The organism is Microbacterium sp. SSM24 (genome assembly GCF_025989145.1).
Lineage (GTDB): Bacteria > Actinomycetota > Actinomycetes > Actinomycetales > Microbacteriaceae > Microbacterium.
The window spans coordinates 524,302-551,246 of sequence record NZ_JAPDNQ010000002.1; the positions used below are offsets into that span (position 1 = coordinate 524,302).

The following is a 26,945-nucleotide window of genomic DNA, read 5'->3' on the forward strand; positions in this document are numbered from 1 at the left end:
CGAATGACGAACTACGAAGAGATCGACTTCTCCCCGCTGGACGCCCTTGCCGAAGGCGAAGTGGTGACGCACTCCCGCGTGCGCGACATCCGGCTGCCCTCGGGCAAGGTGCTCGCACTGGTGACCCTCGACAACGGTCGGGACCACACACGACCGAACACGCTCGGTCCGACCACGCTGAAGCACCTCGGCCAGACGCTCGATGCGCTCACCGCGCGGGCGGCGGCCGGCGAGATCCAGGCCGTCGCGGTCACGGGCAAGCAGTACATCCTGGCCGCCGGCGCCGACCTTTCCGACATCTCGAAGGTCGGCTCCAAGGACAACGCCCGTCTCATCGCGCAGCTCGGGCACCACGTCTTCGGCAAGCTGTCGGAGCTCGGTGTACCTGCGTTCGCCTTCGTCAACGGACTCGCGCTCGGTGGCGGGCTCGAGATCGCGCTCAACTCCACGTACCGGACGGTGGATGCCTCGGCCGCCGCGATCGCACTGCCCGAGGTGTTCCTCGGCATCATCCCGGGCTGGGGTGGCGCGTACCTGCTGCCGAACCTGATCGGCATCGAGAACGCGCTCGAGGTGGTCGTCTCGAACCCGCTCAAGCAGAACCGCATGCTCAAGCCGCAGCAGGCGTTCGACTACGGGATCGTCGATGCGATCTTCCCCGCCGCGAACTTCCTCGAGGATTCGCTGCGCTGGGCCGACGCGGTGCTGGGCGGCTCCGTGAAGGTTCATCGGAAGAACGAGCCGGGCAAGATCGAGCGCCTCACGAAATGGCCGATCGCGATCAAGGTCGCGCGCGGAATGCTCGAGTCCAAGATCGGCACCGTCCCGAAGTCGCCATACGCGGCGCTCGAACTGCTCGACAAGGCGAAGAGCGGCACGAAGGCCGAGGGGTTCGCCCGTGAGGACGAGGCGCTGGCCGACCTCGTCGTCGGCGACCAGTTCGCGGCATCCATGTACGCCTTCGATCTGGTGCAGAAGCGCGCGAAGCGTCCCGTCGGCGCTCCCGACAAGGGCCTCGCCAAGAAGGTGACAAAGGTCGGCATCATCGGCGCCGGCCTCATGGCGAGCCAGTTCGCGCTGCTGTTCGTGCGCAAGCTTCAGGTCCCGGTGCTCATCACCGACCTGGATCAGGCTCGCGTCGACAAGGGTGTGGCGTACATCCACGACGAGATCGGCAAGCTCGAGGCGAAGGGCCGACTCGACGGCGACAGTGCCAACAAGCTTCGCGCGCTCGTCACCGGAACGACCGACAAGAGCCTCTACGCCGACTGCGACTTCGTCATCGAGGCGGTCTTCGAAGAGGTCGGCGTCAAGCAGACGGTCTTCGGTGAGATCGAGAAGGTCATCGCTGAGGACGCCATCCTCGCCACGAACACCTCGTCGCTGTCCGTCGAGGAGATCGGCGCGAAGCTCGCTCACCCCGAACGTCTGGTCGGCTTCCACTTCTTCAACCCGGTCGCGGTCATGCCGCTGATCGAGATCGTGAAGACGCCGCACACGTCGGATGCCGCGCTCTCGACCGCGTTCGTCGTCGCGAAGAACCTCGGCAAGAATGCGGTGCTGACGGCCGATGCCCCCGGCTTCGTCGTCAACCGCCTGCTCGCCAAGGTGATGGGCGAGGCCGCGCGGGCCGTGTACGAGGGCACGCCCGTCGCGGAGGTGGAGAAGGCCTTCGCCCCACTCGGACTTCCGATGGGCCCCTTCCAGCTGATCGACCTCGTCGGTTGGAAGGTCGCCGCGCACGTGCAGGACACGATGGTGAAGGCGTTCCCCGACCGGTTCTACGCGAACGAGAACTTCCACGCTCTCGCGGAACTCTCCGAGGTCGTCGAGACGGACAAGGGCGGCCGGGTCACCGGATGGACCAAGGCTGCGGAGAAGGCGCTCAAGCCCGCCGTGGGGTCGTCCCCGGCGTCTGCCGCGACGATTCTCGCGCGCGTGCAGGACGGCCTCGCGCAGGAGATCCGGATCATGCTCGACGAGGGCGTCGTCCCCGAGGTCGAGGACATCGACCTGTGCCTCATCCTCGGCGCAGGCTGGCCGTTCATCGACGGTGGCGCATCGCCCTACCTCGACCGCGAGGGTGCGTCGGAGCGTACCTTCGGCGACACGTTCCACCACCCGGTCATCAGGGGCATCGGCGCCTGACGTTCTGACAGCCTGGTTGACGGCGAACCGCCAGGATCCCGCACGACGAGTGACGCGGATCCCGGCGGTTTCGCCCTCCACGCGACGTGCACGTCGGTCGTGCAGCGCTGGGTGTATCCGGGCGCGTCGGAGCTCAGCGGCGCGTCGGATCACCGCGGCGCGCCGGAGCTCGACGGGATTCAACGGTCGGGGACGGAGCTGGGGCCGGGGCTAGAAAGGCGCGTCCGCCACGTCGGGTGGTCCGGACGGACGGAAGACGGGGACCGCCCGTTCGGGTTTGACGAGGTACTGCCGCCCGGTCGGCGACCGCCACAGTAGCGCCCCGCCCTTGTCGGGAAGGTTCTCGACAGCCCAGCCACCGTGATGCTTCACCGTGTGGTGCCCGACGCACAACGGGGCGTGGTTATCGAGGGCGGTGTGGCCGCCATGCTCCCATGCGATGTTGTGGTCGATCTCGCACCTGGACGCCGGTATCCCGCATCCGGGGGCCATGCACCGGTCTGCGCGCCACCTGATGAGCTTTCGCAGGGCCGGTGGTGGGCGGTACCGGGTGCGACCCACCGACAGCACCATTCCGGTCTCGGGGTGGGTGAGCACCCGCATCCAGAGCTCGTCTCCACCGCAGAGGTTCTTGGCCACGCTGAGCGGGATGGGGCCTACTCCTTCTACCGTCGCGGGGGCGAGCCCTTGTCTGTGGCGGGCGGTGTCGTCCTCAGCCAGCAGCGCGAGTGCCGGCACCGTCACCGCGACGGTCGCACGGACTCCCCGTGCCCCGTCGGGATGAGCGGCAGTCGAGCCGTCGATGAGCAGGTCGCACAACACATCGGCGCGGGTCTGATCCAACGACCGGGTCTCTTCCGGCTCAGCGTTGATGACTTTCGCCATTCTCGTGACCCGGTCGTGAATCGCGTGCGCTTCGACCGCCGGCAGGTACGCGTGCAGCCACGCCATCCCCTCTGCTGCGGGCTCGACGACGATCCGACGGTTCGTCAACGCCTGCTCGTGTCGCTGCATGAGTGTGGCGGATTCCTCCGACTCGATCAGTCTCTGCAACTGCCGGCGGAAAGATCCCACGGGCAGTTCCATCGCCAACTCGACCGCTCGCCCCGTGAGCCGCTCGCGCACGTCGAGGGACGCAAGATCCATCAGCTGCACGAGGACGATCGCGTGCCGTTCGGTGATCCGTGCCCGTCCCAGTGCTTCCAGCGCGTCCGGATACCGGTGCACCAACGCGTCGGCCTGCGCGAGAAGCGCGCCGGCCGTGCTCTCTGTCATCCCCAGCGCCGAAGCCAACTCCAGACGCACCGACCGTTCGACGATCTCCACAGCGCCCCCGCCGTACTGACCCGCGTTCTCGACCGCGTTGGACCGCAGCCGTTCCACGCGTTCGAACCGCTCGGCTGCGAAGACCGACATCATCCCCGCGACCTCGGTCACCAACTCCACGTCATCCGGAACCGGAGCAGCCCATCCCGGCACGGCGTCGACGGACTCGAAGTCCGAGGCGTCGGGGAGGAATGTCATGTCACAGACATTAGAACATACCTCCGACATCGCTCACGCGGCGCCGATCACCAAGCCGCGACCGCCCCGGTGCCTAGCGCTGCTTCTCCTCGCTTCTGGCAAGTGAGCCGATCGTCGGGATCTCGCTCGTGGCGCCCCGCGCGACGGGGATGCGCGTTCCGAGAACCTGCGACACGACATCCTGCGCGATCTTCGCGGGAGTGAGTCCGGCGTCCTCGAGGATCTGCTCGCGGCTCGCGTGATCGATGAACTCATCGGGAAGGCCGAGCTCGTCGACCGCGGTGTCGATGCCCGCCTCGCGCAGCACCTGGCGCACCCGGGTGCCGATGCCTCCGACACGGATGCCGTCCTCGAGCGTGATGACGAGGCGATGGGATGCCGCGAGCTCGACGATCGACGGCTGCACCGGCACCACCCACCGGGGGTCGACCACGGTCGAGCCGATCCCCTGCGCCCGCAGGCGCTCGGCGACGTCGACGGCGATGTGCGCCATCGGCCCGATGCCCACGATGAGCACGTCCTCGGCATCCGATCGCGAGAGCACGTCCACACCGTCGTCGAGGCGCTCGAGGGCGGGAAGCTCAGGGCTCACCGCGCCCTTCGGGAAGCGGATGACGGTCGGTGCGTCCTCGACCTCGACCGCCTCCTGCAGAACCTCGCGCAGACGCGGCTCGTCCCGGGGGACCGCGATGCGGATGTGCGGCACGATCTGGAGCATCGCAAGGTCCCAGATGCCGTGGTGGCTCGGCCCGTCGGGACCGGTGACCCCGGCGCGGTCGAGCACGAACGTCACGCCGGCGCGGTGGAGCGCGACATCCATCAGCACCTGATCGAAGGCGCGATTCATGAAGGTCGCGTAGATGGCGACGACGGGGTGCAGTCCGCCGAAAGCGAGCCCCGCGGCCGATGCGACGGCGTGCTGCTCGGCGATGCCGACGTCGTACACGCGCTCGGGGAAGCGCTGCGCGAACGGCAGCAGCCCGGTCGGGCGCAGCATCGCCGCCGTCATGGCGATGATGTCGTCGCGCCGCTCCCCCACTGCGACGAGCTCATTTGCGAAGACATCGGTCCAGGCGGTCGCACCACTGGAACCGCCGACCGTCTTTCCTGTCGCGGGGTCGATCTTGCCGACGGCGTGGAAGGCGTCGGCCTCGTCGTCGAGGGCCGGCTGGTAGCCACGGCCCTTCTCTGTGATCGCATGCACGATGACCGGCGCACCGTAGGTCTTCGCGAGCTCGAGCGTCTCGATGAGGGTCGGCAGATCGTGACCGTCCACCGGACCGAGGTACTTGATGTCGAGGTTGGAGTACAGCGCGGCGTTGTTCGTGAATCGCGAGAGGAAGCCGTGGGTTCCGCCGCGGACGCCGCGATACACCGCGCGTGCGGCGGGCCCGAGCTTGCGGAACAGACTGTCGGAGCCGCGATGAAGGTTGCGGTACGCATCCGCCGTGCGCACCCGGTTGAGGTAGCGGGCCATGCCGCCGATGGTCGGCGCGTACGAGCGGCCGTTGTCGTTGACGACGATGATCAGGTTGCGGTCGTTGTCGTCGGAGATGTTGTTGAGCGCCTCCCACGTCATGCCACCCGTGAGCGCGCCGTCGCCGACCACGGCGATCACATGCCGATCTTTGCGGCCCGTGCGCGTCAGCGCGCGGGAGACGCCGTCCGCCCAGCTCAGCGAGCTGGACGCGTGGGAGGACTCCACGACATCGTGCGGACTCTCCGACCGCTGCGGGTAGCCGGCCAGCCCACCGCGTGAGCGGAGCGCCGAGAAGTCCTGGCGCCCTGTGAGCAGCTTGTGAACGTAGGACTGATGCCCGGTGTCGAACACGAACGGATCGGCCGGCGAGTCGAACACACGGTGGAGGGCGATGGTCAGTTCGACGACGCCGAGGTTCGGTCCGAGGTGACCGCCCGTGCGCGCGACGTTCTCGATGAGGAAGCCGCGGATCTCCCCCGCCAGTTCCTCGAGCTGATCGGTGCTCAGGGCATCGAGATCTCGGGGTCCGGCGATCGACGACAGCAGCGACATCCGCGCTCCCTTCCCGGCCCGGCTGGGCGTTGTCAGTCTACCCGTGACACACCGGAGGGGCCGGAGCGCTTGCGCGCTGCCGACCCCTCCAGGTATGCGTCAGACGAGCGAGCGCAGCACGTACTGCAGAATGCCGCCGTTGCGGTAGTAGTCGGCTTCACCCGGCGTGTCGATGCGCACGACCGCATCGAACTCGACGGTCTCCTTACCCTCGGCCGAGAACTCGCTGGGCGCCGCGGTGACGCGCACCGTCTTCGGGGTCACGCCCTCGTTGAGCTGCTCCAGGCCCGTGATCGAGACGATCTCGGTGCCGTCGAGGCCGAGCGACTCCCACGACTGGCCCGCCGGGAACTGCAGCGGGACGACGCCCATGCCGATCAGGTTCGACCGGTGGATGCGCTCGAAGCTCTCGGTGATGACCGCCTTCACGCCCAGGAGGCTCGTGCCCTTGGCCGCCCAGTCGCGCGACGAGCCGGAGCCGTACTCCTTGCCGCCGAAGATCACGAGCGGGGTGCCCGCCGCCTGGTAGTTCTGCGATGCGTCGTAGATGAACGACTGCGGACCGCCCTCCTGCGTGAAGTCGCGCGTGAAGCCGCCCTCGACGATCGCGCCGTCGTTGACCGCGCTCACGAGCAGGTTCTTCAGGCGGATGTTCGCGAACGTGCCGCGGATCATCACTTCGTGGTTCCCACGACGCGAGCCGAAGGAGTTGAAGTCCTTCTGGCGGACGCCGTGCTCCTCGAGGTACTTCGCCGCGGGGGTGCCGATCTTGATGTTTCCGGCAGGGCTGATGTGGTCGGTGGTGACGGAGTCGCCGAGCGTGGCCATGACCCGGGCACCGTGGATGTCGGTGACCGGCGTGAGCTCCATCGTCATGCCGTCGAAGTAGGGCGCCTTGCGGACGTAGGTCGAGTTCTCATCCCACTGGAAGACCGAGTCGTCGGGCGTCGGCAGGCTCTTCCAGCGCTCGTCACCCTCGAACACGGTGGCGTACTGCTTGATGAACTGCTCACGCGAGATCGACGTGTCGATCGTGGCCTGCACCTCTTCGGGCGAGGGCCAGATGTCCTTCAGGAACACATCGTTCCCGTCCGAGTCCTTGCCCAACGCGTCCGTCTCGAAGTCGAAGTGCATCGAGCCGGCGAGGGCGTAGGCGACGACCAGGGGCGGCGACGCGAGGTAGTTCATCTTGACGTCGGGGCTGATGCGACCCTCGAAGTTGCGGTTGCCCGAGAGGACGGCCGTCACAGCCAGGTCGTGCTCGTTGATCGCGTGCGAGACCTCTTCGATGAGCGGTCCCGAGTTGCCGATGCAGATCGTGCATCCGTAGCCGACCGTGAAGAAGCCCAGACCCTCGAGCGCCTTGTCGAGACCTGACTTCTCGTAGTAGTCGGTGACCACCTTGGAGCCCGGGCCGAGCGTCGTCTTGACCCACGGCTTCTGCTTGAGACCCTTCTGCAGCGCGTTGCGCGCGAGGAGTCCGGCGGCGAGCATGACCGACGGGTTGGACGTATTGGTGCACGACGTGATCGCCGCGAGCGTCACCGCTCCGTTGTCGAGGATGTACGTCGTTCCGTCAGGAGACGTGACCTTGACGGGCTTGGATGCCGCCGCAGGTCCCCCGCTGGAGATGTGCACGACGCGCGTCTCCTCGTGCTCGTCGCCGGGGCCCGCACCGGGGTCGGAGGCGGGGAACGAGTGCTTCGACTCCAGATCGATGATGTCGTCCGAGGTCGTCGCCTCGGCGTAGTTGAGGATGTCGACCTCGAACTGCGACTTCGCCTCGGACAGCAGGATGCGGTCCTGCGGGCGCTTCGGTCCGGCGATGGAGGGGACGACCGTCGAGAGGTCGAGCTCCATGTACTCGCTGAACGCCGGCTCGTGCGACGGGTCGTGCCAGAGCTTCTGCAGCTTCGCGTACTCCTCGACGAGCGCCACCGACTGCTCGCTGCGGCCCGTGAGTCGCAGGTAGTCGAGCGTGACGTCGTCGATCGGGAACATCGCGGCGGTCGAGCCGAACTCGGGGCTCATGTTGCCGATGGTGGCGCGGTTGGCGAGCGGCACGGAGGCCACGCCCGCCCCGTAGAACTCGACGAACTTGCCGACCACGCCGTGCTTGCGAAGCATGTCGGTGATCGTCAGGACGACGTCGGTCGCCGTGACGCCGGCCGGGATCTCGCCGGTCAGCTTGAAGCCGACGACGCGAGGGATGAGCATCGACACGGGCTGACCGAGCATCGCGGCCTCGGCCTCGATGCCGCCGACGCCCCAGCCGAGCACGCCGAGGCCGTTGACCATCGTGGTGTGGGAGTCGGTGCCGACGCACGTGTCGGGGTAGGCACGCAGGACGCCGTCGACGCTGCGGTCGTAGATGACCTTGGCGAGGTGCTCGATGTTCACCTGGTGCACGATGCCCGTGCCTGGGGGGACGACCTTGAAGTCGTCGAAGGCGGTCTGGCCCCAGCGCAGGAACTGGTAGCGCTCGCCGTTGCGCTCGTACTCGATCTCGACGTTGCGCTCGAGGGCGTTCTCGGTGCCGAAGAGGTCGGCGATCACCGAGTGGTCGATGACCATCTCGGCGGGCGAGAGCGGGTTGATCTTGTCGGGGTTGCCGCCGAGGGCGCCGACAGCCTCACGCATCGTGGCGAGGTCGACGATGCAGGGCACTCCGGTGAAGTCCTGCATGACGACACGGGCGGGGGTGAACTGGATCTCGGTGTCGGGCTCGGCAGCCGGGTTCCAGGATCCGAGGGCCTCGATCTGAGCCTTCGTGACGTTCGCGCCGTCCTCGGTGCGGAGGAGGTTCTCGAGCAGCACCTTGAGGCTGAACGGGAGATTCTCGTAGCCCGCGACCGTGTCGATGCGGAAGATCTCATAGTCGGTGCTGCCGACCGTCAGGGTGCTCTTGGCACCGAAGCTGTCAACCGTGGACACGTCTGTCTCCTTCGTCGGCGGCGGGAGCGGGATCGAAGCCCGGCACTCCCCATCTTCCCCCGCCCGGGACCCCTCGGCTAGTGAGGGTGACCTAATCCTCGGCGGAGCGAATTTATCTTGATATCAAGATAAATGTATCACTCCGCGGCGGGATCGGCGCGCGACTCACGGTGGGGGTAGAGGGCGCGAACGGCGAGCCAGGTGACCGCGACGAGGGGCGCGAACAGCGGCAGCCCCATCACGAGCTTGAACGTGCCCAGAGCGGTGACGTCGCCCGCGAAGTAGAGCGGAACCTGCACCAGCAGCCGTGCCGCGAAGAGCGAGGCCCACGCGATCGCGAGCCAGAAGAACACCCGGCGCTTGCGCTTATCTGCACGCCACGCGGTTCCCTCGCCCATGAGGAATCCGACGGCCAGACCGATCAGCGACCACCCGATGAGCGCTGACACGAGGAAGGCTGTGCCGTATACCGCGTTCGTGATGAACCCGGGGATGAAGCTGTCCTCCCCCCTCCCCGTCAGCAGCGAGAGGCCGGCGGCGGCCGCAGCCGCGACCAGGCCGCCGATCGCGGCCGCGGCGGACTGCCGCTGCACCAGGCGAACGAGGGTGAACACCGCCGCGAGACCGACCGACAGCACGAGGCTGAGAAGAAGGTTCCCCGATCGGGTCGCGGGATCGTAGGTCGCCGTCCACGCGACCAGGAAGACGACACCGGGGAGGACGGACTCGAGCACACCGCGCCAGCCGCCCATCGCGGCCCAGACCACGTGCCCCGTGGACTTGCCCTCGGCGGGGTCGAGCCCGGCGCGCTTCGCGGCGCTGCCGAGCGCCGCACCCAGAAGGTCCGAAGCGGATGCCTCGGTCGCGGGCGGCGGCGTCAGGTCGGCGCTGCGCTCGGCATCCTCGGGCTTCGATGCGTCGCTCACGCGGATCCGGGGGTGGCAGGCATGCGCAGCGGGATGAGATCGCGCGGCGGCATCGGTGAGCCGCCGCGCACCACGACGATCGAACGGAAGAGATCCTCGACCGCGGCCGCGGCCTCGACGTCCGACGTCGCAGCGCCGCCGATGACTCCGCGCAGGAACCATCGCGGGCCGTCGACGCCGATGAACCGGGCGAGGCGCTTGCCGGCCGAGCTGTCAGGTCCGGCGACGACGGGCACCTCCGCCAGGAGCTCCGGTCCCAACGGGCCCTCGCGCTCCTCGACACGACCGCCCTGCTGACGGATCTGCGCACGGATCTGCTCACGCGTCTCCGCCCACAGCCCCGCCGTGCGCGGGGCAGCGAACGGCTGCACCTGGAGCGTCGAGTCGGCGTAGTCGAGACCGACGGCGACGATGCGCTTGGTCTGCTCCTCGACCTCGAGCCGCAGGTTCAGCCCCTCACGAGGAAGGATCTTGATGCCGCCGAGATCGATGTACGGCCGCACCGGATTGGCCTCGGACTCGTCGAAGGGTCCGGTGACCGCGCGGTCCTCCGGTGCGTCCTTCTGCGGGGCGTCTGCGGGTGTGGGATCGGTCATGCGAGGACTCCGTCCTTCTGTGTATATCTCGGTCGCGGGGAGCTCCCCGCGAGGACTCGCTAGCGCTCGTCGGCGGCTCCGCCGCGCCCCCGCCCGGTGGACCCGAAGCCGCCCTCGCCGCGAACGCTGTCGGGCAGAGTCTCCACGGGGATGAATCGCGCGCGAGGCACGGGCATGACGATCAGCTGAGCGATCCGGTCGCCCACGGCGATGTCGTGCGCGTGCTCGGGATCGGTGTTGAGCAGGATGACCTTGATCTCGCCGCGGTAGCCCGCATCGACGGTGCCAGGGGCGTTCACGACGGTGATGCCGTGCTTGGCCGCCAGCCCGCTGCGCGGGACGACGAACGCGACGTGGCCCTCCGGCAGCGCGATGCGCACTCCCGTTCCCACCATCGCCCGCCGGCCGGGCTCGAGGCGCACGGCCTCGGCGGCGACCAGGTCGGCACCGGCGTCGCCCGGGTGCGCGTACACCGGGACGTCGGAAGCGATAATGGGGACGTCCACCGTTTCAGTCACCCAATGAGGGTAATGCAGAAGACAACACTCGATGTCGGGGCCGGCGAGTATCGCGAAAGGCTCGGTCCCTCTTTGTGGATCCTGGTGAGCGCGGCGCTGGCCGGGCCTATGGCCGCACTCGTGTTCACGCCCATCGACACGACGCTCGCGCTCGTGATCGGCGCGGTCGTCGGGGTGACGGTCGTGGCGCTGCTCGTGGCGGGCTCCCCCGTCGTGACGATCAGGGAGGGTGTGCTGCGCGCGGGGCGCGCGCACATCGATGTCGCCCTTCTGGGCGATCCCGTGGCCGTCACCGGAGACGAGGCGAGGACGGCACGCGGAGCGGGACTGGATCCGCGATCGTGGCATCTGATCCGCGGCGGGATCGACGCCGTGGTGGTGGTGTCGGTGATCGACCCCGACGACCCGACTCCGGCGTGGGTGGTGTCCACCCGCACGCCGGATCGGCTCGTCGCGGCGGTGCGCCGCGCTCAGATCACGCGGCGCACTCCGAGCAGATAGGCCCTTGGGCGGTGTCGTGATCGAGCTGCGAACGGTGCTTCACGAGGAAGCAGTTCGAGCACGTGAACTCGTCTTCCTGCGGGGGCAGGACGACGACGTCGAGCTCGAGGTCCGACAGATCTGCTCCCGGCAGCTCGAAGCCTGACGGGTTGTCGGCGTCCTCCACATCGACCGCGCCCGAGAGCTTGTCGGGGACGCGCTCCTTCAGCGCCTCGATCGACTCGCTGTCGTCCTCGGTCTTGCGGGGGGCGTCGTAATCGGTGGCCATGCGTAAGCGTCTCAACTTCCGGAGTATTTCGGGTGCGCGCCCTTTCGGGCGGCGATAGTTTGCATGACGGGGCTCGTTTTCGCAAATGCTGAAGATCGGATGCCCCGCCCTGCGTCCGCCTGAAACTCGCGCCACGCGCGGGATATTCCCGGCCGTCCACATCCCCTGTGTCAGCATGGGCGGGACATGCAGGATCGGAGGCGCGTTCGCATGGAACAGCTCAAGGTGATCGGAACCGAGGACGACAGTCTCGTCCTGGCGACCGAGTCCGGCGAGAGGTTCGTACTCGCCGTCGACGAGGTACTGCGCATCGAGCTGCGCAAAGCGCGCCGTGAGCGCGACGGCGAGACGCAGGGCGCGCGTCCGAGCCCCCGCGAGATCCAGTCGCACATCCGTGCCGGACTGTCCGCCGACGAGGTCGCGAGCCTGCTCGGCGCGCGCGTCGAGGACGTCATCCGGTTCGAAGGCCCCGTGCTCGCCGAGCGCGAGCATGTCGTCGGCCAGGCGTTGGCGGTCCCCGTGCTGCTCGGCGGCGATTTCGATTCGGACACCAATCCCACCTTCGGGGCGGCGGTGCGCGCCAAGCTGGCCGATGCGGGAGCGATCGCGGAGCGCTGGACCAGCTGGAAGGATCACACCGGCTGGATCGTGAAGCTCGAGTTCACCGCGAACGACGTGGACCACGACGCGCGCTGGGGGTTCGATCCCCGACGCAGCACGCTCTCCCCGCTCAACGCCGATGCGATCCAGTTGTCGAGACAGGGTTCGCTCCCGGACGGCCTGATCCCGCGCCTGCGCGCGCTCGACACCGCTCCGGCGAAGGACGACACCCGCTTCGACAGCGGCGCGTTCGGCCCTCGGAAGCTTCCCGACGCCGACCTCCAATCGCCCGACCTTCCCGCTCCGGCAGCGGCTGCCGTTCAACAGGCGGCCATCAAACGTGCGGACGAGCCGGTGGCCACGTCCGCCGAGACGGCCGATCTGCTCGAGGCTCTTCGGCGCCGCCGCGGTCAGCGTGAGCCGCTGCCCGGTACCGAGGAATCGGCATCGAGTCGATCGCACTCCCCCGTGGCGCTGTTCGATGCGCTCGAGCCCGGCTATGACGAAGCTCCTGTCGACGACGACGACGAGGACATCGACTTCGATTCGCCGCCGACCGTCGCCGAAGTCGCCGAGGCGGGGCGTCGCAAGGGCCGTACTTCGATGCCGTCCTGGGACGAGATCGTCTTCGGCGCTCGCACCGAGGACTGATCCGTCAGGCGAACGCCCCGAGGCGCAGCAACGGGACCACCCGCTCCTCCGGAGTGAGCGAGCCGTGTTGCCCGACCATCTTCTGCGGCCCTTTGTCGGCGAGGCGGTCGTCGTAGTAGACGACGTTCGATCGCGCGGCCACGATCACGTCTCCGATCCGCGGGGCGACCTCGGCATCCACCGGGCCCATGAGTCCTGATGCGATCAGCTCACTGCGGGACATGACCCAGGATCGGGATGCCTCGGCAACCCGCCAGTTGTGCAGCACGGCCTGAGCCTCGCCCGGCTCGGCGTAGAGGTGCAGCATCCGCGGCTCTCCGCCGATCAGGTGCACCCCGTCGAGCAGCGGGTCGTCGTCATGCAGCAGGATGTGGCGGTGCCTCGGCACATCCACCATTCCGTGGTCGGCGGTCACGATCGCGCCGACGCCCGGAGCGAGTGATTCGGCGAGGATGCGGGCGGCGGCATCCATTCGTTCGAGGCCCACGAGCCACTCGTCCGACTCCCAGCCGCGGCGGTGTCCGATGCCGTCGAGCTCAGGGGCGTAGAGGTAGACGAGTGAGCCGGGAGTGCGGGATGCCAGGTCCGCGGCCGTCTCGAAGCGCTCGACGAGGTCGTCCACGCCGTGGAACTCCGCGCCCGCCTGCGTCGCCGCCGTGAAGCCCGTTCCGGCGTACTCGCGCTTCGTCACGGTGAAGAAGGGCCGTCCGGACGACGACGTGAGCGGCACCGACCGCTGCCACGACTGCGGCAGGCCGTCGGTGTCCCAGCCGCGCAGCTGATTGATCACGTCGTCGGTGCCGGGCACGCGCGCACGGTAGCCGACGATGCCGTGCGCACCTGGCGCCGTCGCCGTCAGCAGGCTCGTGAGAGCGGATGCCGTCGTCGAGGGGAACACCGTGCGCGCGACATCCTTCTTCGTGCCGGCCTGGGCGAGGAAGCGCGCGTGCCCCGCGCGTGCGGCGAGGTTGATCGCGCCGAGTCCGTCGACGACGAGGATCACCGCGCTCGTGGCGGGGGCGAACCAGTCCGAACGGCCGTCGAGCGCCGCCGACAACTGCGGCACGACACCGGTGAGGCTCCGGGCTCGCGGCGGGTCCGCGGGTAGGCTGAGGGACATCGGGGCCAGTCTCGCACACAGGCGATCGGCCCCCGCCGCTCCGCCGTAACCCGAGGCTCCGTCATGCCCGCATCCCGCACCGAATCCACCCCCATCGACCACGGCCGCATCGAAGACGTCGATGTCGCCACCGAGATGCAGGGGTCCTTCCTCGAGTACGCGTACTCGGTCATCTACTCCCGGGCGCTGCCCGATGCCCGTGACGGGCTGAAGCCCGTCCAGCGCCGCATCCTCTTCCAAATGGCGGACATGGGCCTGCGGCCGGACCGCGGGCACGTGAAGAGCGCCCGCGTCGTCGGCGAGGTGATGGGAAAGCTCCACCCCCACGGCGACGCCCCCATCTACGACGCCCTCGTGCGCCTCGCGCAGCCGTTCTCGCTCCGCGTGCCCCTGGTCGACGGCCACGGCAACTTCGGATCGCTCGACGACGGCCCCGCCGCACCGCGCTACACGGAGGCCCGTCTCGCTGCGCCCGCGCTCGCACTGACCGAGAATCTCGACGAGGATGTCGTCGACTTCATCCCCAACTACGACGGGCAGTTCCAGCAGCCCGAGGTGCTCCCCGCTGCGTACCCGAACCTGCTGGTCAACGGCGCCACCGGCATCGCGGTCGGCATGGCGACGAACATGGCGCCCCACAATCTCATCGAGGTCGTGGGTGCGGCGATCCACCTGCTCGACAATCCCGAGGCGACCGTCGACGAGCTCATGGAGTTCGTCCCCGGGCCGGATCTCCCCTCCGGCGGCATCATCGTCGGCCTCGACGGGATCAAGGACGCCTACGAGAAGGGACGCGGTTCGTTCCGCACGCGCGCCAAGGTCTCCGTCGAGTCCCTCGGCCCGCGCCGCACCGGCATCGTCGTCACCGAACTCCCATACCTGGTCGGTCCCGAGCGGATCATCGAGAAGATCAAAGACGCCGTCAACGCCAAGAAGCTGCAGGGCATCGCCGACGTCACCGACCTCACCGACCGCCATCACGGCCTTCGCCTGGTGATCGGGATCAAGACGGGCTTCGACCCTCAGGCGGTGCTCGAGCACCTCTACCGGCTCACCCCGCTCGAGGACTCTTTCAGCATCAACAACGTCGCGCTCGTCGAAGGCCAGCCGCAGACCCTCGGGCTCCGCGAGCTGCTGCGCGTCTACCTCGCCCACAGGCTGAGCGTCGTGACGCGGCGAAGCGCCTACCGGCTGGCGCGTCGCAAGGAGCGGCTGCACCTCGTCGAGGGTCTGCTCGTCGCGATCGTCGACATCGACGAGGTCATCCAGGTCATCCGCACGTCCGACGACGGCGAGGCCGCGCGTACGCGCCTGATGGATGTCTTCGACCTGTCGGAAGCGCAAGCGGAGTACATCCTCGAGCTGCGTCTGCGCCGCCTCACGCGGTTCTCGCGCATCGAGCTCGAGGCCGAGCGCGACAAGCTCAAGGCCGAGATCACCGAGCTCGAGGAGCTCCTCGGCAGCGAGGTGCTGCTGCGTGCGCAGGTCGCACGCGAGCTCGACGTGGCCGCGGAGACGTACGGCACGCCCCGCCGCACCCTGCTGCTCAACGGCGGCCCCGTCGCACCTCGCTCCCGTGCGGCCGCCGCTGCCGCGGACCTGCAGATCGCCGACACGCCATGCCGCGTGTTCCTCTCCGCGACGGGCCGGATGGTGCGCGCCGAACTCGCCGCCGACGCCCCCAACGGCGGGATCGTCCCGCCGTCTCGCCGCGCGAAGCACGACGCGATCCGGGCGTGGGTCGACTCGACCACACGCGGCGACGTCGGCGCGGTCACGAGCCACGGCCGCCTCATCCGCTTCTCCCCCGTCGACCTTCCGTCCGTCCCTGGGAACTCCGTACAGCTCGCGGCGGGAACGCGTGCCGATCAGTACCTCGGACTCGGCTCGGGAGAGCACGTCGTCGCGGTCGTGCCGCTCGAGGATGGTCCGCCGATCGCGATCGGAACCCTGCACGGCACGGTGAAGCGCGTCGCCGCGTCCGAACTCGGCACCAAGCACGACATCGAGATCATCGCGCTGCGCGACGGTGACCGCGTCGTCGGTGCGGCGCCGGCATCCGACGGCGCGGAACTCGTCTTCGTGGCGAGCGACGCTCAGCTGCTCCGATTCGACGCGGCCTCGGTGCGCCCCCAAGGACGCTCTGCCGGCGGCATGGCGGGCATCCGCCTGGGCGACGGCGCCGAGGTCATCGCGTTCACCGTGGTGGGAGCATCCGCCTTCGATGCCGTCGTGGTGACCGTCGCCGGCTCGGGCGCCGCGCTGGCCGGAACGGATGCCGGAAGCGCCAAGGTGTCCGCGTTCACCGAGTTCCCGGCGAAGGGTCGTGCCACGGGCGGGGTCCGCGCGCAACGGTTCCTGAAGGGCGAGGACGCGCTCACACACGCGTGGATCGGTACGGAGCCGCGGGCCGTCGGCGCCGATGGAGCGACGCGCGCGCTGCCGGAACCGGGCGCGAAGCGCGATGCCTCGGGCACGCCGCTCGACGGTGTGATCGGCGCGATCGGAACCGGGATCCGCTGATCGCGGCCCGCCCGCCGCACGGCCGGATCAGGCGTCGATGCGCTCGCGCGCGAGTCGATCGCTCGAATCGATGATGAACTCCTTGCGGGGAGCCACGTCGTTGCCCATGAGGAGCTCGAAGATGGATGCCGCCGCCTCGGCGTCCTGCATTCGCACGCGCCGCAGGGTCCGACCGGCGCGATCCATCGTGGTCGTCGCCAGCTGGTCGGCATCCATCTCACCGAGGCCCTTGTAGCGCTGCACGGGCTCCTGCCAGCGCTTGCCCGCCTTCGTGAGCTTGGCGAGCAGTCCGTGAAGCTCCTGCTCGGAGTATGTGTAGATCGTCTCGTTGGGCTTGGTGCCGGGGTTCATCACCACCACGCGGTGCAGCGGCGGTACGGCCGCGTAGACGCGGCCGTCGTCGATGAGGGGTCGCATGTAGCGGAAGAACAGCGTCAGGAGCAGCGTGCGGATGTGTGCGCCGTCGACATCGGCGTCGCTCATCAGGATCACCTTGCCGTAGCGCGCCGTCTCGAGGTCGAACGAGCGGCCCGATCCTGCTCCGATCACCTGGATGATCGCGGCGCACTCGGCGTTGGACAGCATGTCGCTGATCGACGCCTTCTGGACGTTGAGGATCTTGCCCCGGATCGGCAGCAGCGCCTGGTACTCGCTGTTGCGGGCGAGCTTCGCGGTGCCCAGCGCCGAGTCGCCCTCGACGATGAACAGCTCGGAGGCCTCGACGTCGCTCGTGCGGCAGTCGGCGAGCTTCGCCGGCAGGGACGAGGACTCGAGGGCGTTCTTGCGACGCTGGGTCTCTTTGTGCGCCCGGGCCGAGATGCGCGCCTTCATCTCTGCGACGACCTTCTCGAGCAGGAGCGCCGTCTGCGCCTTGTCGTCGCGCTTGGGTGACGTGAACTTCGCCGTGAGCTCGCGGGTGATGACGTTGGCGACGATCTGGCGCACGGCCGGCGTGCCGAGGACCTCCTTGGTCTGGCCCTCGAACTGCGGCTCGGGCAGGCGCACCGTCAGCACGGCTGAGAGCCCCGCCAGGATGTCGTCCTTCTCCAGCTTGTCGGAGGCGCCGAACTTCAGGCGGCGCGCGTTCTGCTCGACCTGGGTGCGCAGCACCTTCATGAGCCCGACCTCGAAGCCGGCCTGGTGCGTGCCGCCCTTCGGCGTCGAGATGATGTTGACGAACGAGCGCGACGTCGTCTCGTAGCCGGTTCCCCACCGCACCGCGACATCCACCTCGCACGTGCGCTCGAGCTCGGTGGGAACCATCGCACCCGATGGCTGGAGCACCGGCACCGTCTCGGTGAAGGTGCCCGTTCCGGTGAGGCGCCACGTGTCGGTGATCGGTGAGTCGGGGGCGAGGAAGTCCGCGAACTCCGAGATGCCGCCGTCGAAGCGGTAGCTGGTCTCTATCGGCTCCTCAGCGCGCTCGTCGCGAATGACGATCTCGAGACCGGGCACGAGGAAGGCGGTCTGACGCGCGCGCTGCTCGAGCTCCTGCGCGCTGAAAGCGGCATCCTTCGTGAAGATCTGGCGGTCGGCCCAGTACCGGATGCGCGTGCCGGTCGCGCCGCGCGCGGCCTTGCCCACGACCCGGAGCTCGCTGCGATCCTCGAACGGACGGAAGCCGGAGTCCGGGGTGCCGTTCGCGAAGACGCCCGGCTCGCCCCGGTGGAACGACATCGCCCACGTCTTGCCGCCGCGGTCGACCTCGACGTCGAGGCGCTCCGAGAGCGCGTTGACCACGGATGCTCCCACACCGTGGAGTCCGCCGGATGCGGCGTACGAGCCGCCGCCGAACTTGCCGCCCGCGTGGAGCTTCGTGAAGACGACCTCCACGCCCGACAGTCCCGTGCGCGGCTCGATGTCCACCGGGATCCCGCGCGCCTGGTCGCGGACCTCGACACTGCCGTCGGCGTGGAGCACGATATCGATGCGGGAGCCGTGCCCGGCCAGGGCCTCGTCGACGGAGTTGTCGATGATCTCCCACAGGCAGTGCATGAGACCGCGGGAGTCGGTCGAGCCGATGTACATGCCGGGCCGCTTGCGTACCGCCTCGAGGCCTTCGAGCACCTGGAGATGATGGGCGGAGTACTCGGCTGTCACAATCTCCAAGAGTATCCGCCGGGCCTCTGAGGGCGGATCCGACACGCTCCCGCGAGCCTCACGGTACGCGCACAGCGAAATGTGACCCGTTCGCGGCATTCTCGAAACAAAGGCGTGGTTGTATTTCATGACCCGCAACGGAGTTCTATCTGAACGAGGAGGCACCGACATGACCACGCTTTCGACTCCCACTGAGGCCGGCACGGTCCTCGAGCACCGCCTCACGGCGGCCGACCGCTGCGACTCGTGCGGCGCTCAGGCCTACATCGCCGCAGAGGTCAACGGCAGCGAACTGCTCTTCTGCGCGCACCACGGTCGCAAGTACGAAGAGAAGCTCCGCGCCATCGCCACGTCGTGGCACGACGAGACGGCACGCCTGGCCGAATCGGTCTGATCCGGTCCGCGCCTCCTCACCAACGCCGAAAAGGGCGGGCTCTCGATGAGAGCCCGCCCTTTCGCGTTGACGGTGTCGTCAGACCTTGCGAACGATGCCGAGCGGCGTCGACTCGTGGCCCTGTCCGAGCGGATTGTCCTTCAGGATGGCGACGAGTCGCTTCTCACCGGCCGAATCCAGCGTGGAGCCGAGGATGTTCCCGCCGATGTCGTTGATGTCGACCACGGCGACCTGTGCGGCCACGCCGAGGAGGCTCTGCACGTGCTGCGCAACCTGCTTCGGCTTCGCCGGTCCGAGCACCACGGCGGTGTTGTACGGCGGGATGGTGTGCGCGGTCGGACCATCGATCGAGCGGGCCTTGTAGCCGGCGACCCGGTAGAAGTCCCCGCGTCGCCCGAAGAGCTTCGTGACGGCGGAAACCGCGGCGGCGAGCAGAATGCGCGGAGCGCCGCACTCGCGCAGCGCCATCTCCATCGTCTCGGGCATGCCGAGGCCGATGCCGTAGCTCGTGCGCGTGACGTACTTCGACAGGAAGCGGGCGAGACGGCGAGGCTGGATCTCGTTCAGCTGGTACGACCGGCCCTGCGTGATGGCCACGATCTTCTCGGTGACGAAGAGCAGGTCTCCCTCGCGGACGAGGTCGCCCGCATATTCGCGCACGAACGCGTCCAGGTCGTCGCCCGGCATCACGACCCGGGTGCGGATCGGGATGCGGGCGTACGAAGAGTCTTCGACCTTGACGGTGAGCGCCTTGCCGGCGTTCGCCTCGCTCACTCGAGGTAGTCCCGCAGGGACTGCGAACGTGACGGATGCCGCAGCTTGGCCATCGTCTTCGACTCGATCTGGCGGATCCGCTCACGCGTGACGCCGAACGTGTCGCCGATCTGGTCGAGTGTCTTGGGCTGACCGTCGCCGAGCCCGAAGCGCATGCGGATCACGCCCGCCTCACGCTCAGAGAGCGAATCGAGGAGCGACTCGAGCTGGCGCTGCAGCATCGTGAAGCCGACGGCGTCGGCCGGGACGACCGCCTCGGTGTCCTCGATGAGGTCACCGAACTCGCTGTCACCGTCCTCGCCCAGCGGCGTGTGCAGCGAGATCGGCTCACGGCCGTACTTCTGCACCTCGATGACCTTCTCGGGGGTCATGTCGAGTTCGCGGCTGAGCTCTTCCGGGGTGGGCTCTCGGCCCAGGTCCTGGAGCATCTGGCGCTGCACGCGGGCGAGCTTGTTGATGACCTCGACCATGTGGACCGGGATACGGATCGTACGCGCCTGGTCGGCCATGGCACGGGTGATGGCCTGACGGATCCACCACGTCGCGTAGGTCGAGAACTTGAAGCCCTTCGTGTAGTCGAACTTCTCGACCGCACGGATCAGGCCCAGGTTGCCCTCCTGGATGAGGTCGAGGAACTGCATGCCGCGACCCGTGTAGCGCTTCGCGAGCGACACGACGAGGCGAAGGTTCGCGCCGAGCAGGTGCGACTTCGCGCGCTGGCCGTCGCGAGCCACCCACTGCAGGTCGAGACCCAGCTGCGAGGACTTCTCGGCCGGAGACATGTGCGACAGCTTCTCTTCGGCGAAGAGGCCCGCCTCGATGCGCATCGCGAGCTCGACCTCTTCGGCCGCGTTGAGGAGCGGAACCTTGCCGATCTGCTTCAGGTAGTCCTTGACCGGGTCGGCGGTGGCGCCGGTGATCTGCGTCGAGTAGACGGGCACATCGTCCTCGTCGCTCGACGAGATGACGATCGCACCGGTGGGCAGTGGCTCGGTGAACACAGGCTTGGTGCTCTCCTCGTCCTCTTCCTCGGCATCGGCGTCGTCGGATGCCGCAGTGTCGCCGTCTTCGACCGGAGCGGCCTTGGCGCCGCGACGCGCGGGCCTCGCGGGCGCGTCCGCGTCGTCGGTGTCTTCCTCGAGGGCGTCGGCGTCGAGTTCGACGTCGTCGATCTCCTCGACGTCGTCTTCCGACTCGTCGTCCTTCGCCGCCTTCTTCGATGCGGTCTTCGGCGCTGCCTTGGCGCGCGTCGTGGTCTTCTTCGCGGCAGGCTTGGCCGCCGCTGTCTTCGCGGGCGCCTTCGTCGCGGTGGTGGTCTCGTCCGCTTCGGTGTCCTTCGCGGCCGAGCGAGCCTTGGTGTTCGTGCCTGAGGTCACGTTTCGCCTTTCACCGGGAGCATGGGCCGCACGCCGCCGGTAGATTTCGGACACTAGTAAGACCCTTGTCAAGTCCTCGCTCCGCCGAGATGACCTCACGGAACCAGTTGACAACGGGTCAGAGCATCCAGTATCTCATACTTGCGATGGGCCGCCAGCACGGGCTGCCGTCGCGCCGCATCGCTCAGCCGGTACAACACCGGGGAGCGCTCGCACATTCCGCGTCAGGAGCCGCGCTTGTCGTCGTCGCCTGTCGGACGGGTCGCCAGAAAGCGCTCGAGTTCGGCGGCGAGCTCGTCGGCGCTGGGGAGGTCGCCGGTGTGGATCATCGGCGTGGCGAGCGTGGATCCGGCCATGTAGGCGTCGTATCGCTCCTCGAGCCCTTCCACCATGCGGGAGAGCTCCTCGCTGCCCGTCACCTGATCGCCGACCTTGGTGAGGTACTCGCGGTTCTCTTCGCGGAGCTCTTCACCGGTGAACACGAGTCCCGTCGCGACGGTGATGCTGTCGAGCGCGGCCAATGCCGCGGCCGGGTACTCGGTGTCGCCCAGGTAGTGAGGCACGAGCAGCACGAAGCCGGCCACGAGCGCGCCTGCCTCGGCGAGCCGATACTCCAGAAGGTGACCGGCGGTCGAGGGAACCTGCGTGTGCGGCTGCCACACGGAGTGCGCCTCCGTCAGCTCGGTGCGCGTACCGCTCACCGTGGTGCCGATCGGTCGCGTGTGGGGCACCGGCATGGGAATGGCGTGCACCCAGGTCACGGTCGACACACCGAACTCGTCGACGAAGCCGACCACTGCGGCTGCGAAGGCGTCCCACGCGAAATCCGGCTCGTACCCCGAGAGCACGAGGAACGGCTGCCCGAGGGCGTCGTGGGCGAAGGAGAGCTCGAGCCGCGGCGGACGGTAGTCGGTGAGATGCGTCTGATCGAAGGAGATCAGCGGCCGGCGAGCACGGTAGTCCAGAAGCACGTCGTTCGTGAACACGATCAGCGGTGTCGGGGCGAGGTCGTCGCGGACATAGTCCACGACCCGGGTCACGGCGCTGCCGGCATCAGTGAATCCGGTGAGCGCGATCACCAGCGGGAGGCCCCGCGGCACGGGAGGCGCAGACGCGGAACGCTCGAACAGCGGGCCGGAGAGGGGCATACCTCCCATGCTACGAGTCGCCGCCGACGGTCCGGGTCGCGGTCGTCCCGCTCAGAGCGAACACGGAGGGATCGCCGCCGGGTTGAGTAGTGCGACGAAGGACCACGTATCGAAACCTAGGATGGAGGTCATGTCGTTTCCCGACCTCGCGTACAGCGATGCACAGATCCGAGAGTCCGACGCCGATGCGATCCTGATCGCGCTTCCGCCCGTCGAGGGTGATGCAGCCCCCGACTTGAGCGACTGGCCCGGCCTGCGCGATGCGCTGGTCGCCACCGGCTTCACCGGTGCGGCGGGGTCGCTGCAGCGGGTGTACGCGCCCGAGTCCACCACCCGCCCGCTCGCCGTCGTGGGAACCGGAACAGCTCCGGATGCCGCCGCCATTCGTGACGCCGTGGGTGCGGCGGTCCGCAATCTGACGGGCTTCCCGACGATCGCGGTCAGTGCGCCGTTCGCAGAACCGCAGCTGTGGACCGCGATCGCCGAAGGCGCCGCGCTCGGCGGATACCGCTTCGACGGCTACAAGACCGAATCACCGAAGCCGCGTGCCTCGCGCGTGGTCGTGCACGGCACGGTCGAGGAGGACGCCGGCGCGCTCGCCGCTGTCGTCGCGACCGCTGACGCGGCCGCGCTCGTGAAGGACCTCGTCTCGATCCCGGCCGAGTGGCTGGGCCCCGCCGACTTCGCCGAGCGCGCACGCGCATCGGTCGAAGGTCTCGACGTGAGCGTCGACGTCCTCGACGAGAACGCACTTCGTGAAGGCGGCTACGGCGGCATCCTCGGCGTCGGCCAGGGGTCGGATCGCCCGCCGCGCCTGATCCGACTGTCGTACTCCCCCGAGGGCGCCACACGTCACGTCGCGCTCGTCGGCAAGGGCATCACCTTCGACACCGGCGGCCTCTCGCTCAAGCCCGCTGCCGGAATGGTCGGCATGAAGTACGACATGTGCGGTGCCGCCACGGCGCTGGCCGTCCTGCGTGCGGTCGCCACGATCGCCGCACCGGTCGCGGTGACGGCATGGCTGTGCGTCGCGGACAACATGCCCTCGGGCCGCGCGACGCGTCCAGGCGACGTGCTGCGGATGCTCGACGGCACCACTGTCGAGGTGCTGAACACCGACGCGGAGGGTCGTCTTGTTCTCGCCGACGGTCTGGTCGCCGCGAGCCGCGAGCATCCCGATGTCATCGTCGATGTCGCCACGCTCACCGGAGCCATCACGATCGCCCTCGGCACGCGTCACACCGGAGTCATGGGAGACGACGACGCCGTCGCCGCCTATCTCGCCGCGGCCGCAGCGGAAGCCGAGCCCGCGTGGCGACTTCCGCTCCCGGCCCACATGGTCGACGAGCTGGACTCCCCCATCGCAGACCTGCAGAACGCCAAGATCGGCGATCCCGCCGGCGGCTCACTGTTCGCCGGGCTCTTCCTGCGCCACTTCGTCGGCCGAGTGTCCGACGCCGCCGATGCGCCCCGCATCCCCTGGGTCCACCTCGACATCGCCGGTGTCGGCATGCACAAGGGTGCGGGCTACGGGTTCACCGACAAGGGTCCGACGGCAGCCACGGTGCGCAGCCTGATCCGATTCGTCACGACAGAGGAGTCCTGATGACCGACCACACCTTCGACCTCGTCGTCCTGGGCGGCGGAAGCGGCGGATACGCCGCTGCCCTGCGTGCGGCCGAGCTCGGCAAGTCCGTCGCCCTGATCGAGAAGGACAAGGTCGGCGGCACCTGCCTGCACCGCGGCTGCATCCCCACGAAGGCGCTGCTCCATGCCGCCGAGGTCGCCGAGACGGCTCGGGATGCCTCGTCCATCGGCATCCGTGCGTCCTTCGACGGCGTCGATCCGGCCGGCGTGCGCGCCTACCGCGAGGGCATCGTCGCGAAGAAGTACAAGGGGCTCGAAGGGCTCGTCAAGGCTCGTGGGATCACCGTCGTGGCCGGTGAGGGCCGCCTCGAGGCGGGCCCCGCCGTGCGCGTGGGCGAGGACCTCTACCGTGGCACCGACGTCGTCCTCGCGACCGGTTCGTACAGCCGCACCCTCCCCGGCCTCGAGATCGGCGGCCGCGTGCTCACGAGTGAGCACGCCCTCGAGCTCGACGAGATCCCGTCGCGCGTCGTGATCCTCGGAGGCGGTGTCATCGGCGTCGAGTTCGCGAGCGTGTGGCGCTCGTTCGGCGTCGACGTCACGATCGTCGAGGCGCTGGAGCACCTGGTTCCGAACGAGGACATCGCGCTCAGCAAGGCGCTCGAGCGCGCCTTCCGTCGCCGCGGAATCGCGTCGTCGCTCGGCGTGCGGTTCCAGAGCGTGTCGCAGACGGCGGACGCCGTCACCGTGACCCTCGAGGACGGCAAGACCTTCGACGCCGACTACCTGCTCGTGGCGGTCGGTCGCGGTCCGGCCACCGCAGGCCTCGGCTACGAGGAGGCCGGTCTCACGATCGATCGCGGGTTCGTCGTCACCGACGAGCGCTTGCGCACCGGCGTCGCACACGTGTGGGCCGTCGGCGACATCGTTCCCGGTCTGCAGCTCGCCCACCGCGGCTTCCAGCAGGGCATCTTCGTGGCCGAGGAGATCGCCGGGCTGTCGCCGGTCGTGATCCCCGACACGCAGATCCCCAAGGTCACGTACAGCCACCCGGAGGTCGCGTCCGTCGGGCTCACCGAGGCGCAGGCTGCCGAGGCGCACGGCTCCGACGGCATCGCGTCGTACGAGTACAACCTCGCCGGCAACGGAAAGAGCGAGATCCTCGGCACGGGCGGCATCGTGAAGGTCGTGCGCGTCAAGGACGGTCCGGTCGTGGGCGTCCATCTGGTCGGCGATCGTGTCGGGGAACTCATCACCGAGGGGCAGCTCGCCGTCGGCTGGGAGGCCCATCCCGAAGACATCGCGCCCTTCATCCACGCCCACCCGACGCAGAGCGAAGCCCTGGGCGAGGCGTTCCTCGCGCTGGCGGGCAAACCGCTCCACGCGCTCTGACGCTCGGGCCTCGCGGCATCACTAAGCTAGATCCGATATCCATTCCTAAGGAGACATCGACATGAGCACTTCCGTGGTCCTCCCCGCTCTCGGCGAGAGCGTCACAGAGGGTACGGTCACCCGCTGGCTCAAGCAGGTCGGCGACACGGTCGAGGCGGACGAGGGCTTGCTCGAGATCTCCACGGACAAGGTCGACACCGAGATCCCGTCGCCGGTGAGCGGTGTGATCGAGGAGATCCTGGTCCAGGAGGACGAGACCGTCGAGGTCGGCGCCGTCCTCGCCAAGATCGGTGATGGATCGAGCGCACCCGACGCCGCCCCGCAGCCCGAGACCGCTGCGGCGGAGTCGACGGAGGCTCCGGCCCCCGCCGAGGAGGCACCTGCCGAGCCCGCTCCTGCTGAGCCCGTTGCAGAGCCCGCTCCCGCTGAGCCCGCTCCCGCTGCTCCTGCTTCCTCTGGTGGCAAGGACGTCGTGCTCCCCGAACTCGGAGAGAGCGTGACGGAAGGCACCGTGACCCGCTGGCTGAAGCAGGTCGGCGATGACGTGGCCGTCGACGAGCCTCTTCTCGAGATCTCCACCGACAAGGTCGACACCGAGATCCCGTCGCCGTTCGCCGGCACCCTGCAGGAGATCCTCGTCCAGGAAGACGAGACCGTGAGCGTCGGCGCGGCCCTCGCCCGCATCGGCGAGGCTGGTGCGACAGCGGCTCCCGCTGAGGCGCCTGCTCCCGCAGCATCCGAGTCCCCCGCCCCGCAGGCGGAAGCGCCGACGGCTGAGCCGGCACCGGCTGCTGAGCCCGCCCCGGCACCTGCACCTGCCTCGGCTCCGCCGGCCGCGGCGCCCGCCGCTGCTCCTCAGGCCGCCCCGCAGCCTGCTGCGCCGGCACCCGCCGCAGCGGACGATTCCGACGTGGTGTCGTATGTGACCCCGCTCGTGCGCCGTCTCGCCCAGCAGCAGGGTGTCGATCTCGCCTCCGTCACCGGAACGGGCGTCGGCGGCCGAATCCGCAAGGAAGACGTCCTGAAGGCCGCGGAGGCCGCAGCCGCACCGGCCGCTTCGGCTGCCGCTCCTGCCGCGGCGGCGCCCGCGCCGCTCGAGGTCTCGCCGCTGCGCGGCACGACCCAGCCGATGTCGCGTCTGCGGAAGGTTCTCGCGGAGCGCGCCGTCGCCTCGATGCAGTCGACCGCACAACTCACGACCGTGGTCGAGGTCGACGTGACCAGGCTGTCTGCGTTCCGCGACAAGGTGAAGGGCGACTTCCAGTCCAAGACGGGCGACAAGCTGTCGTTCCTGCCGTTCTTCGCTCTCGCGGCTGCCGAAGCACTCCAGGCGTACCCGGTGGTCAACTCGACCGTCGACGGAACGGACATCGTCTACCCGCCGACCGAGAACCTCTCGATCGCGGTCGACACGGAGCGCGGCCTGCTGACACCCGTGCTTCGCGATGCGGCGTCGAAGAACCTGGCGCAGATCGCGCACGAGATCGCCGATCTCGCGGCTCGCACGCGCGACAACAAGCTGAAGCCGGATGAGCTGGCGGGTGGAACCTTCACGCTCACCAACACGGGTTCGCGCGGCGCGCTCTTCGACACGCCCGTCGTGTTCCTGCCCCAGTCGGCCATCCTCGGCACCGGCATCGTCGTCAAGCGCCCCGGCGTCGTGAGTGTCGACGGCAAGGACGCGATCTCGGTGCGGTCCTACGTGTACCTGGCACTGTCGTACGACCACCGGATCATCGACGGCGCGGATGCCGCCCGCTTCCTGGGCGCGGTCAAGACGCGTCTCGAGGCGGCCGCGTTCGAGGGCCAGCTCGGCATCTGATCTCAGCGGTC

General features: G+C 68.7%; 20 protein-coding genes. 8 read left to right on the forward strand and 12 right to left on the reverse strand.

Annotated elements, in window-relative coordinates:
- The first annotated feature begins 3 nt into the window (after nt 1–3).
- On the forward strand, nt 4–2,148 hold the full coding sequence (locus OL358_RS14465) for a 3-hydroxyacyl-CoA dehydrogenase NAD-binding domain-containing protein (protein ID WP_264710764.1): 2,145 nt from the start codon (nt 4–6) through the stop codon (nt 2,146–2,148).
- Between the two features lie 210 nt (nt 2,149–2,358).
- Here OL358_RS14465 and OL358_RS14470 read toward each other — a convergent pair whose 3' ends face one another.
- The 6 genes from OL358_RS14470 to dut all read right to left on the reverse strand — a co-directional run bounded on the left by OL358_RS14470 (nt 2,359) and on the right by dut (nt 10,678).
- Entirely contained in the window at nt 2,359–3,672 is a 1,314-nt protein-coding gene (locus OL358_RS14470) for an HNH endonuclease (RefSeq protein ID WP_264710765.1), read from the reverse strand.
- A 73-nt stretch (nt 3,673–3,745) separates the two neighbouring features.
- On the reverse strand, nt 3,746–5,704 hold the full coding sequence (gene dxs / locus OL358_RS14475) for a 1-deoxy-D-xylulose-5-phosphate synthase (RefSeq protein ID WP_264710766.1): 1,959 nt from the start codon (nt 5,702–5,704) through the stop codon (nt 3,746–3,748).
- 99 nt (nt 5,705–5,803) lie between these two features.
- Nucleotides 5,804–8,638: an aconitate hydratase gene (locus OL358_RS14480; protein ID WP_264710767.1), complete on the reverse strand. Its 2,835-nt coding sequence runs from the start codon at nt 8,636–8,638 to the stop codon at nt 5,804–5,806.
- A 137-nt stretch (nt 8,639–8,775) separates the two neighbouring features.
- Entirely contained in the window at nt 8,776–9,564 is a 789-nt protein-coding gene (locus tag OL358_RS14485) for a DUF3159 domain-containing protein (RefSeq protein WP_264710768.1), read from the reverse strand.
- Nucleotides 9,561–10,160, reverse strand: a complete 600-nt coding sequence (locus OL358_RS14490) for a DUF3710 domain-containing protein (RefSeq protein WP_264710769.1) — start codon at nt 10,158–10,160, stop codon at nt 9,561–9,563. Before OL358_RS14490 ends, OL358_RS14485 begins: the two co-directional genes overlap by 4 nt.
- Nucleotides 10,161–10,219: 59 nt before the next feature.
- Nucleotides 10,220–10,678, reverse strand: coding sequence for a dUTP diphosphatase (gene dut, locus OL358_RS14495; RefSeq protein WP_264710770.1), 459 nt, complete (start codon nt 10,676–10,678; stop codon nt 10,220–10,222).
- Between the two features lie 12 nt (nt 10,679–10,690).
- Here dut and OL358_RS14500 point away from each other — a divergent pair, with 12 nt between their 5' ends.
- Nucleotides 10,691–11,179 carry a DUF3093 domain-containing protein gene (locus tag OL358_RS14500; protein WP_264710771.1) on the forward strand — a complete coding sequence of 163 codons (489 nt, stop codon included), beginning with the start codon at nt 10,691–10,693 and terminating at the stop codon, nt 11,177–11,179.
- On the opposite strand, the gene OL358_RS14505 is transcribed toward OL358_RS14500, so the two are convergent.
- Nucleotides 11,154–11,447, reverse strand: a complete 294-nt coding sequence (locus tag OL358_RS14505) for a DUF4193 domain-containing protein (RefSeq protein ID WP_264710772.1) — start codon at nt 11,445–11,447, stop codon at nt 11,154–11,156. The two genes, OL358_RS14500 and OL358_RS14505, sit on opposite strands and share 26 nt — an antisense overlap.
- Before the next feature lie 210 nt (nt 11,448–11,657).
- Here OL358_RS14505 and sepH point away from each other — a divergent pair, with 210 nt between their 5' ends.
- Complete coding sequence (sepH, locus tag OL358_RS14510; RefSeq protein ID WP_264710773.1) at nt 11,658–12,698, forward strand: septation protein SepH; 1,041 nt, start codon at nt 11,658–11,660, stop codon at nt 12,696–12,698.
- Nucleotides 12,699–12,702: 4 nt separating this feature from the next.
- On the opposite strand, the gene OL358_RS14515 is transcribed toward sepH, so the two are convergent.
- Nucleotides 12,703–13,818: an alkaline phosphatase family protein gene (locus OL358_RS14515; RefSeq protein ID WP_264710774.1), complete on the reverse strand. Its 1,116-nt coding sequence runs from the start codon at nt 13,816–13,818 to the stop codon at nt 12,703–12,705.
- Nucleotides 13,819–13,881: 63 nt separating this feature from the next.
- Here OL358_RS14515 and OL358_RS14520 point away from each other — a divergent pair, with 63 nt between their 5' ends.
- Nucleotides 13,882–16,341 (forward strand): DNA topoisomerase (ATP-hydrolyzing) subunit A, encoded by a 2,460-nt coding sequence (locus OL358_RS14520; RefSeq protein WP_264710775.1) that lies wholly within the window; start codon nt 13,882–13,884, stop codon nt 16,339–16,341.
- A gap of 27 nt (nt 16,342–16,368) precedes the next feature.
- On the opposite strand, the gene OL358_RS14525 is transcribed toward OL358_RS14520, so the two are convergent.
- A complete protein-coding gene (locus OL358_RS14525) occupies nt 16,369–18,441 on the reverse strand; it encodes a DNA gyrase/topoisomerase IV subunit B (protein ID WP_413631627.1) in 2,073 nt (690 codons plus the stop codon).
- A 169-nt stretch (nt 18,442–18,610) separates the two neighbouring features.
- Here OL358_RS14525 and OL358_RS14530 point away from each other — a divergent pair, with 169 nt between their 5' ends.
- The gene (locus OL358_RS14530) at nt 18,611–18,835 is read left to right on the forward strand and encodes a hypothetical protein (protein ID WP_264710776.1); all 225 of its coding nucleotides are present in this window, start codon (nt 18,611–18,613) and stop codon (nt 18,833–18,835) included.
- A gap of 78 nt (nt 18,836–18,913) precedes the next feature.
- Here the strand turns inward: OL358_RS14530 and OL358_RS14535 are convergent, their stop codons facing one another.
- The 3 genes from OL358_RS14535 to OL358_RS14545 all read right to left on the reverse strand — a co-directional run bounded on the left by OL358_RS14535 (nt 18,914) and on the right by OL358_RS14545 (nt 22,133).
- Complete coding sequence (locus OL358_RS14535; protein WP_264710777.1) at nt 18,914–19,609, reverse strand: coenzyme F420-0:L-glutamate ligase; 696 nt, start codon at nt 19,607–19,609, stop codon at nt 18,914–18,916.
- Nucleotides 19,606–20,985 (reverse strand): RNA polymerase sigma factor, encoded by a 1,380-nt coding sequence (locus OL358_RS14540; RefSeq protein WP_264710778.1) that lies wholly within the window; start codon nt 20,983–20,985, stop codon nt 19,606–19,608. The genes OL358_RS14535 and OL358_RS14540 overlap by 4 nt, the downstream gene beginning before the upstream one ends.
- 224 nt (nt 20,986–21,209) lie before the next feature.
- Entirely contained in the window at nt 21,210–22,133 is a 924-nt protein-coding gene (locus tag OL358_RS14545; protein WP_264710779.1) for a PAC2 family protein, read from the reverse strand.
- A gap of 130 nt (nt 22,134–22,263) precedes the next feature.
- Here OL358_RS14545 and OL358_RS14550 point away from each other — a divergent pair, with 130 nt between their 5' ends.
- The 3 genes from OL358_RS14550 to sucB all read left to right on the forward strand — a co-directional run bounded on the left by OL358_RS14550 (nt 22,264) and on the right by sucB (nt 26,934).
- Nucleotides 22,264–23,739 (forward strand): leucyl aminopeptidase, encoded by a 1,476-nt coding sequence (locus OL358_RS14550; protein WP_264710780.1) that lies wholly within the window; start codon nt 22,264–22,266, stop codon nt 23,737–23,739.
- Entirely contained in the window at nt 23,739–25,112 is a 1,374-nt protein-coding gene (gene lpdA / locus OL358_RS14555; RefSeq protein ID WP_264710781.1) for a dihydrolipoyl dehydrogenase, read from the forward strand. The genes OL358_RS14550 and lpdA overlap by 1 nt, the downstream gene beginning before the upstream one ends.
- A 61-nt stretch (nt 25,113–25,173) precedes the next feature.
- Nucleotides 25,174–26,934: a 2-oxoglutarate dehydrogenase, E2 component, dihydrolipoamide succinyltransferase gene (sucB, locus tag OL358_RS14560; RefSeq protein ID WP_264710782.1), complete on the forward strand. Its 1,761-nt coding sequence runs from the start codon at nt 25,174–25,176 to the stop codon at nt 26,932–26,934.
- The last annotated feature ends 11 nt before the right edge of the window (nt 26,935–26,945 follow it).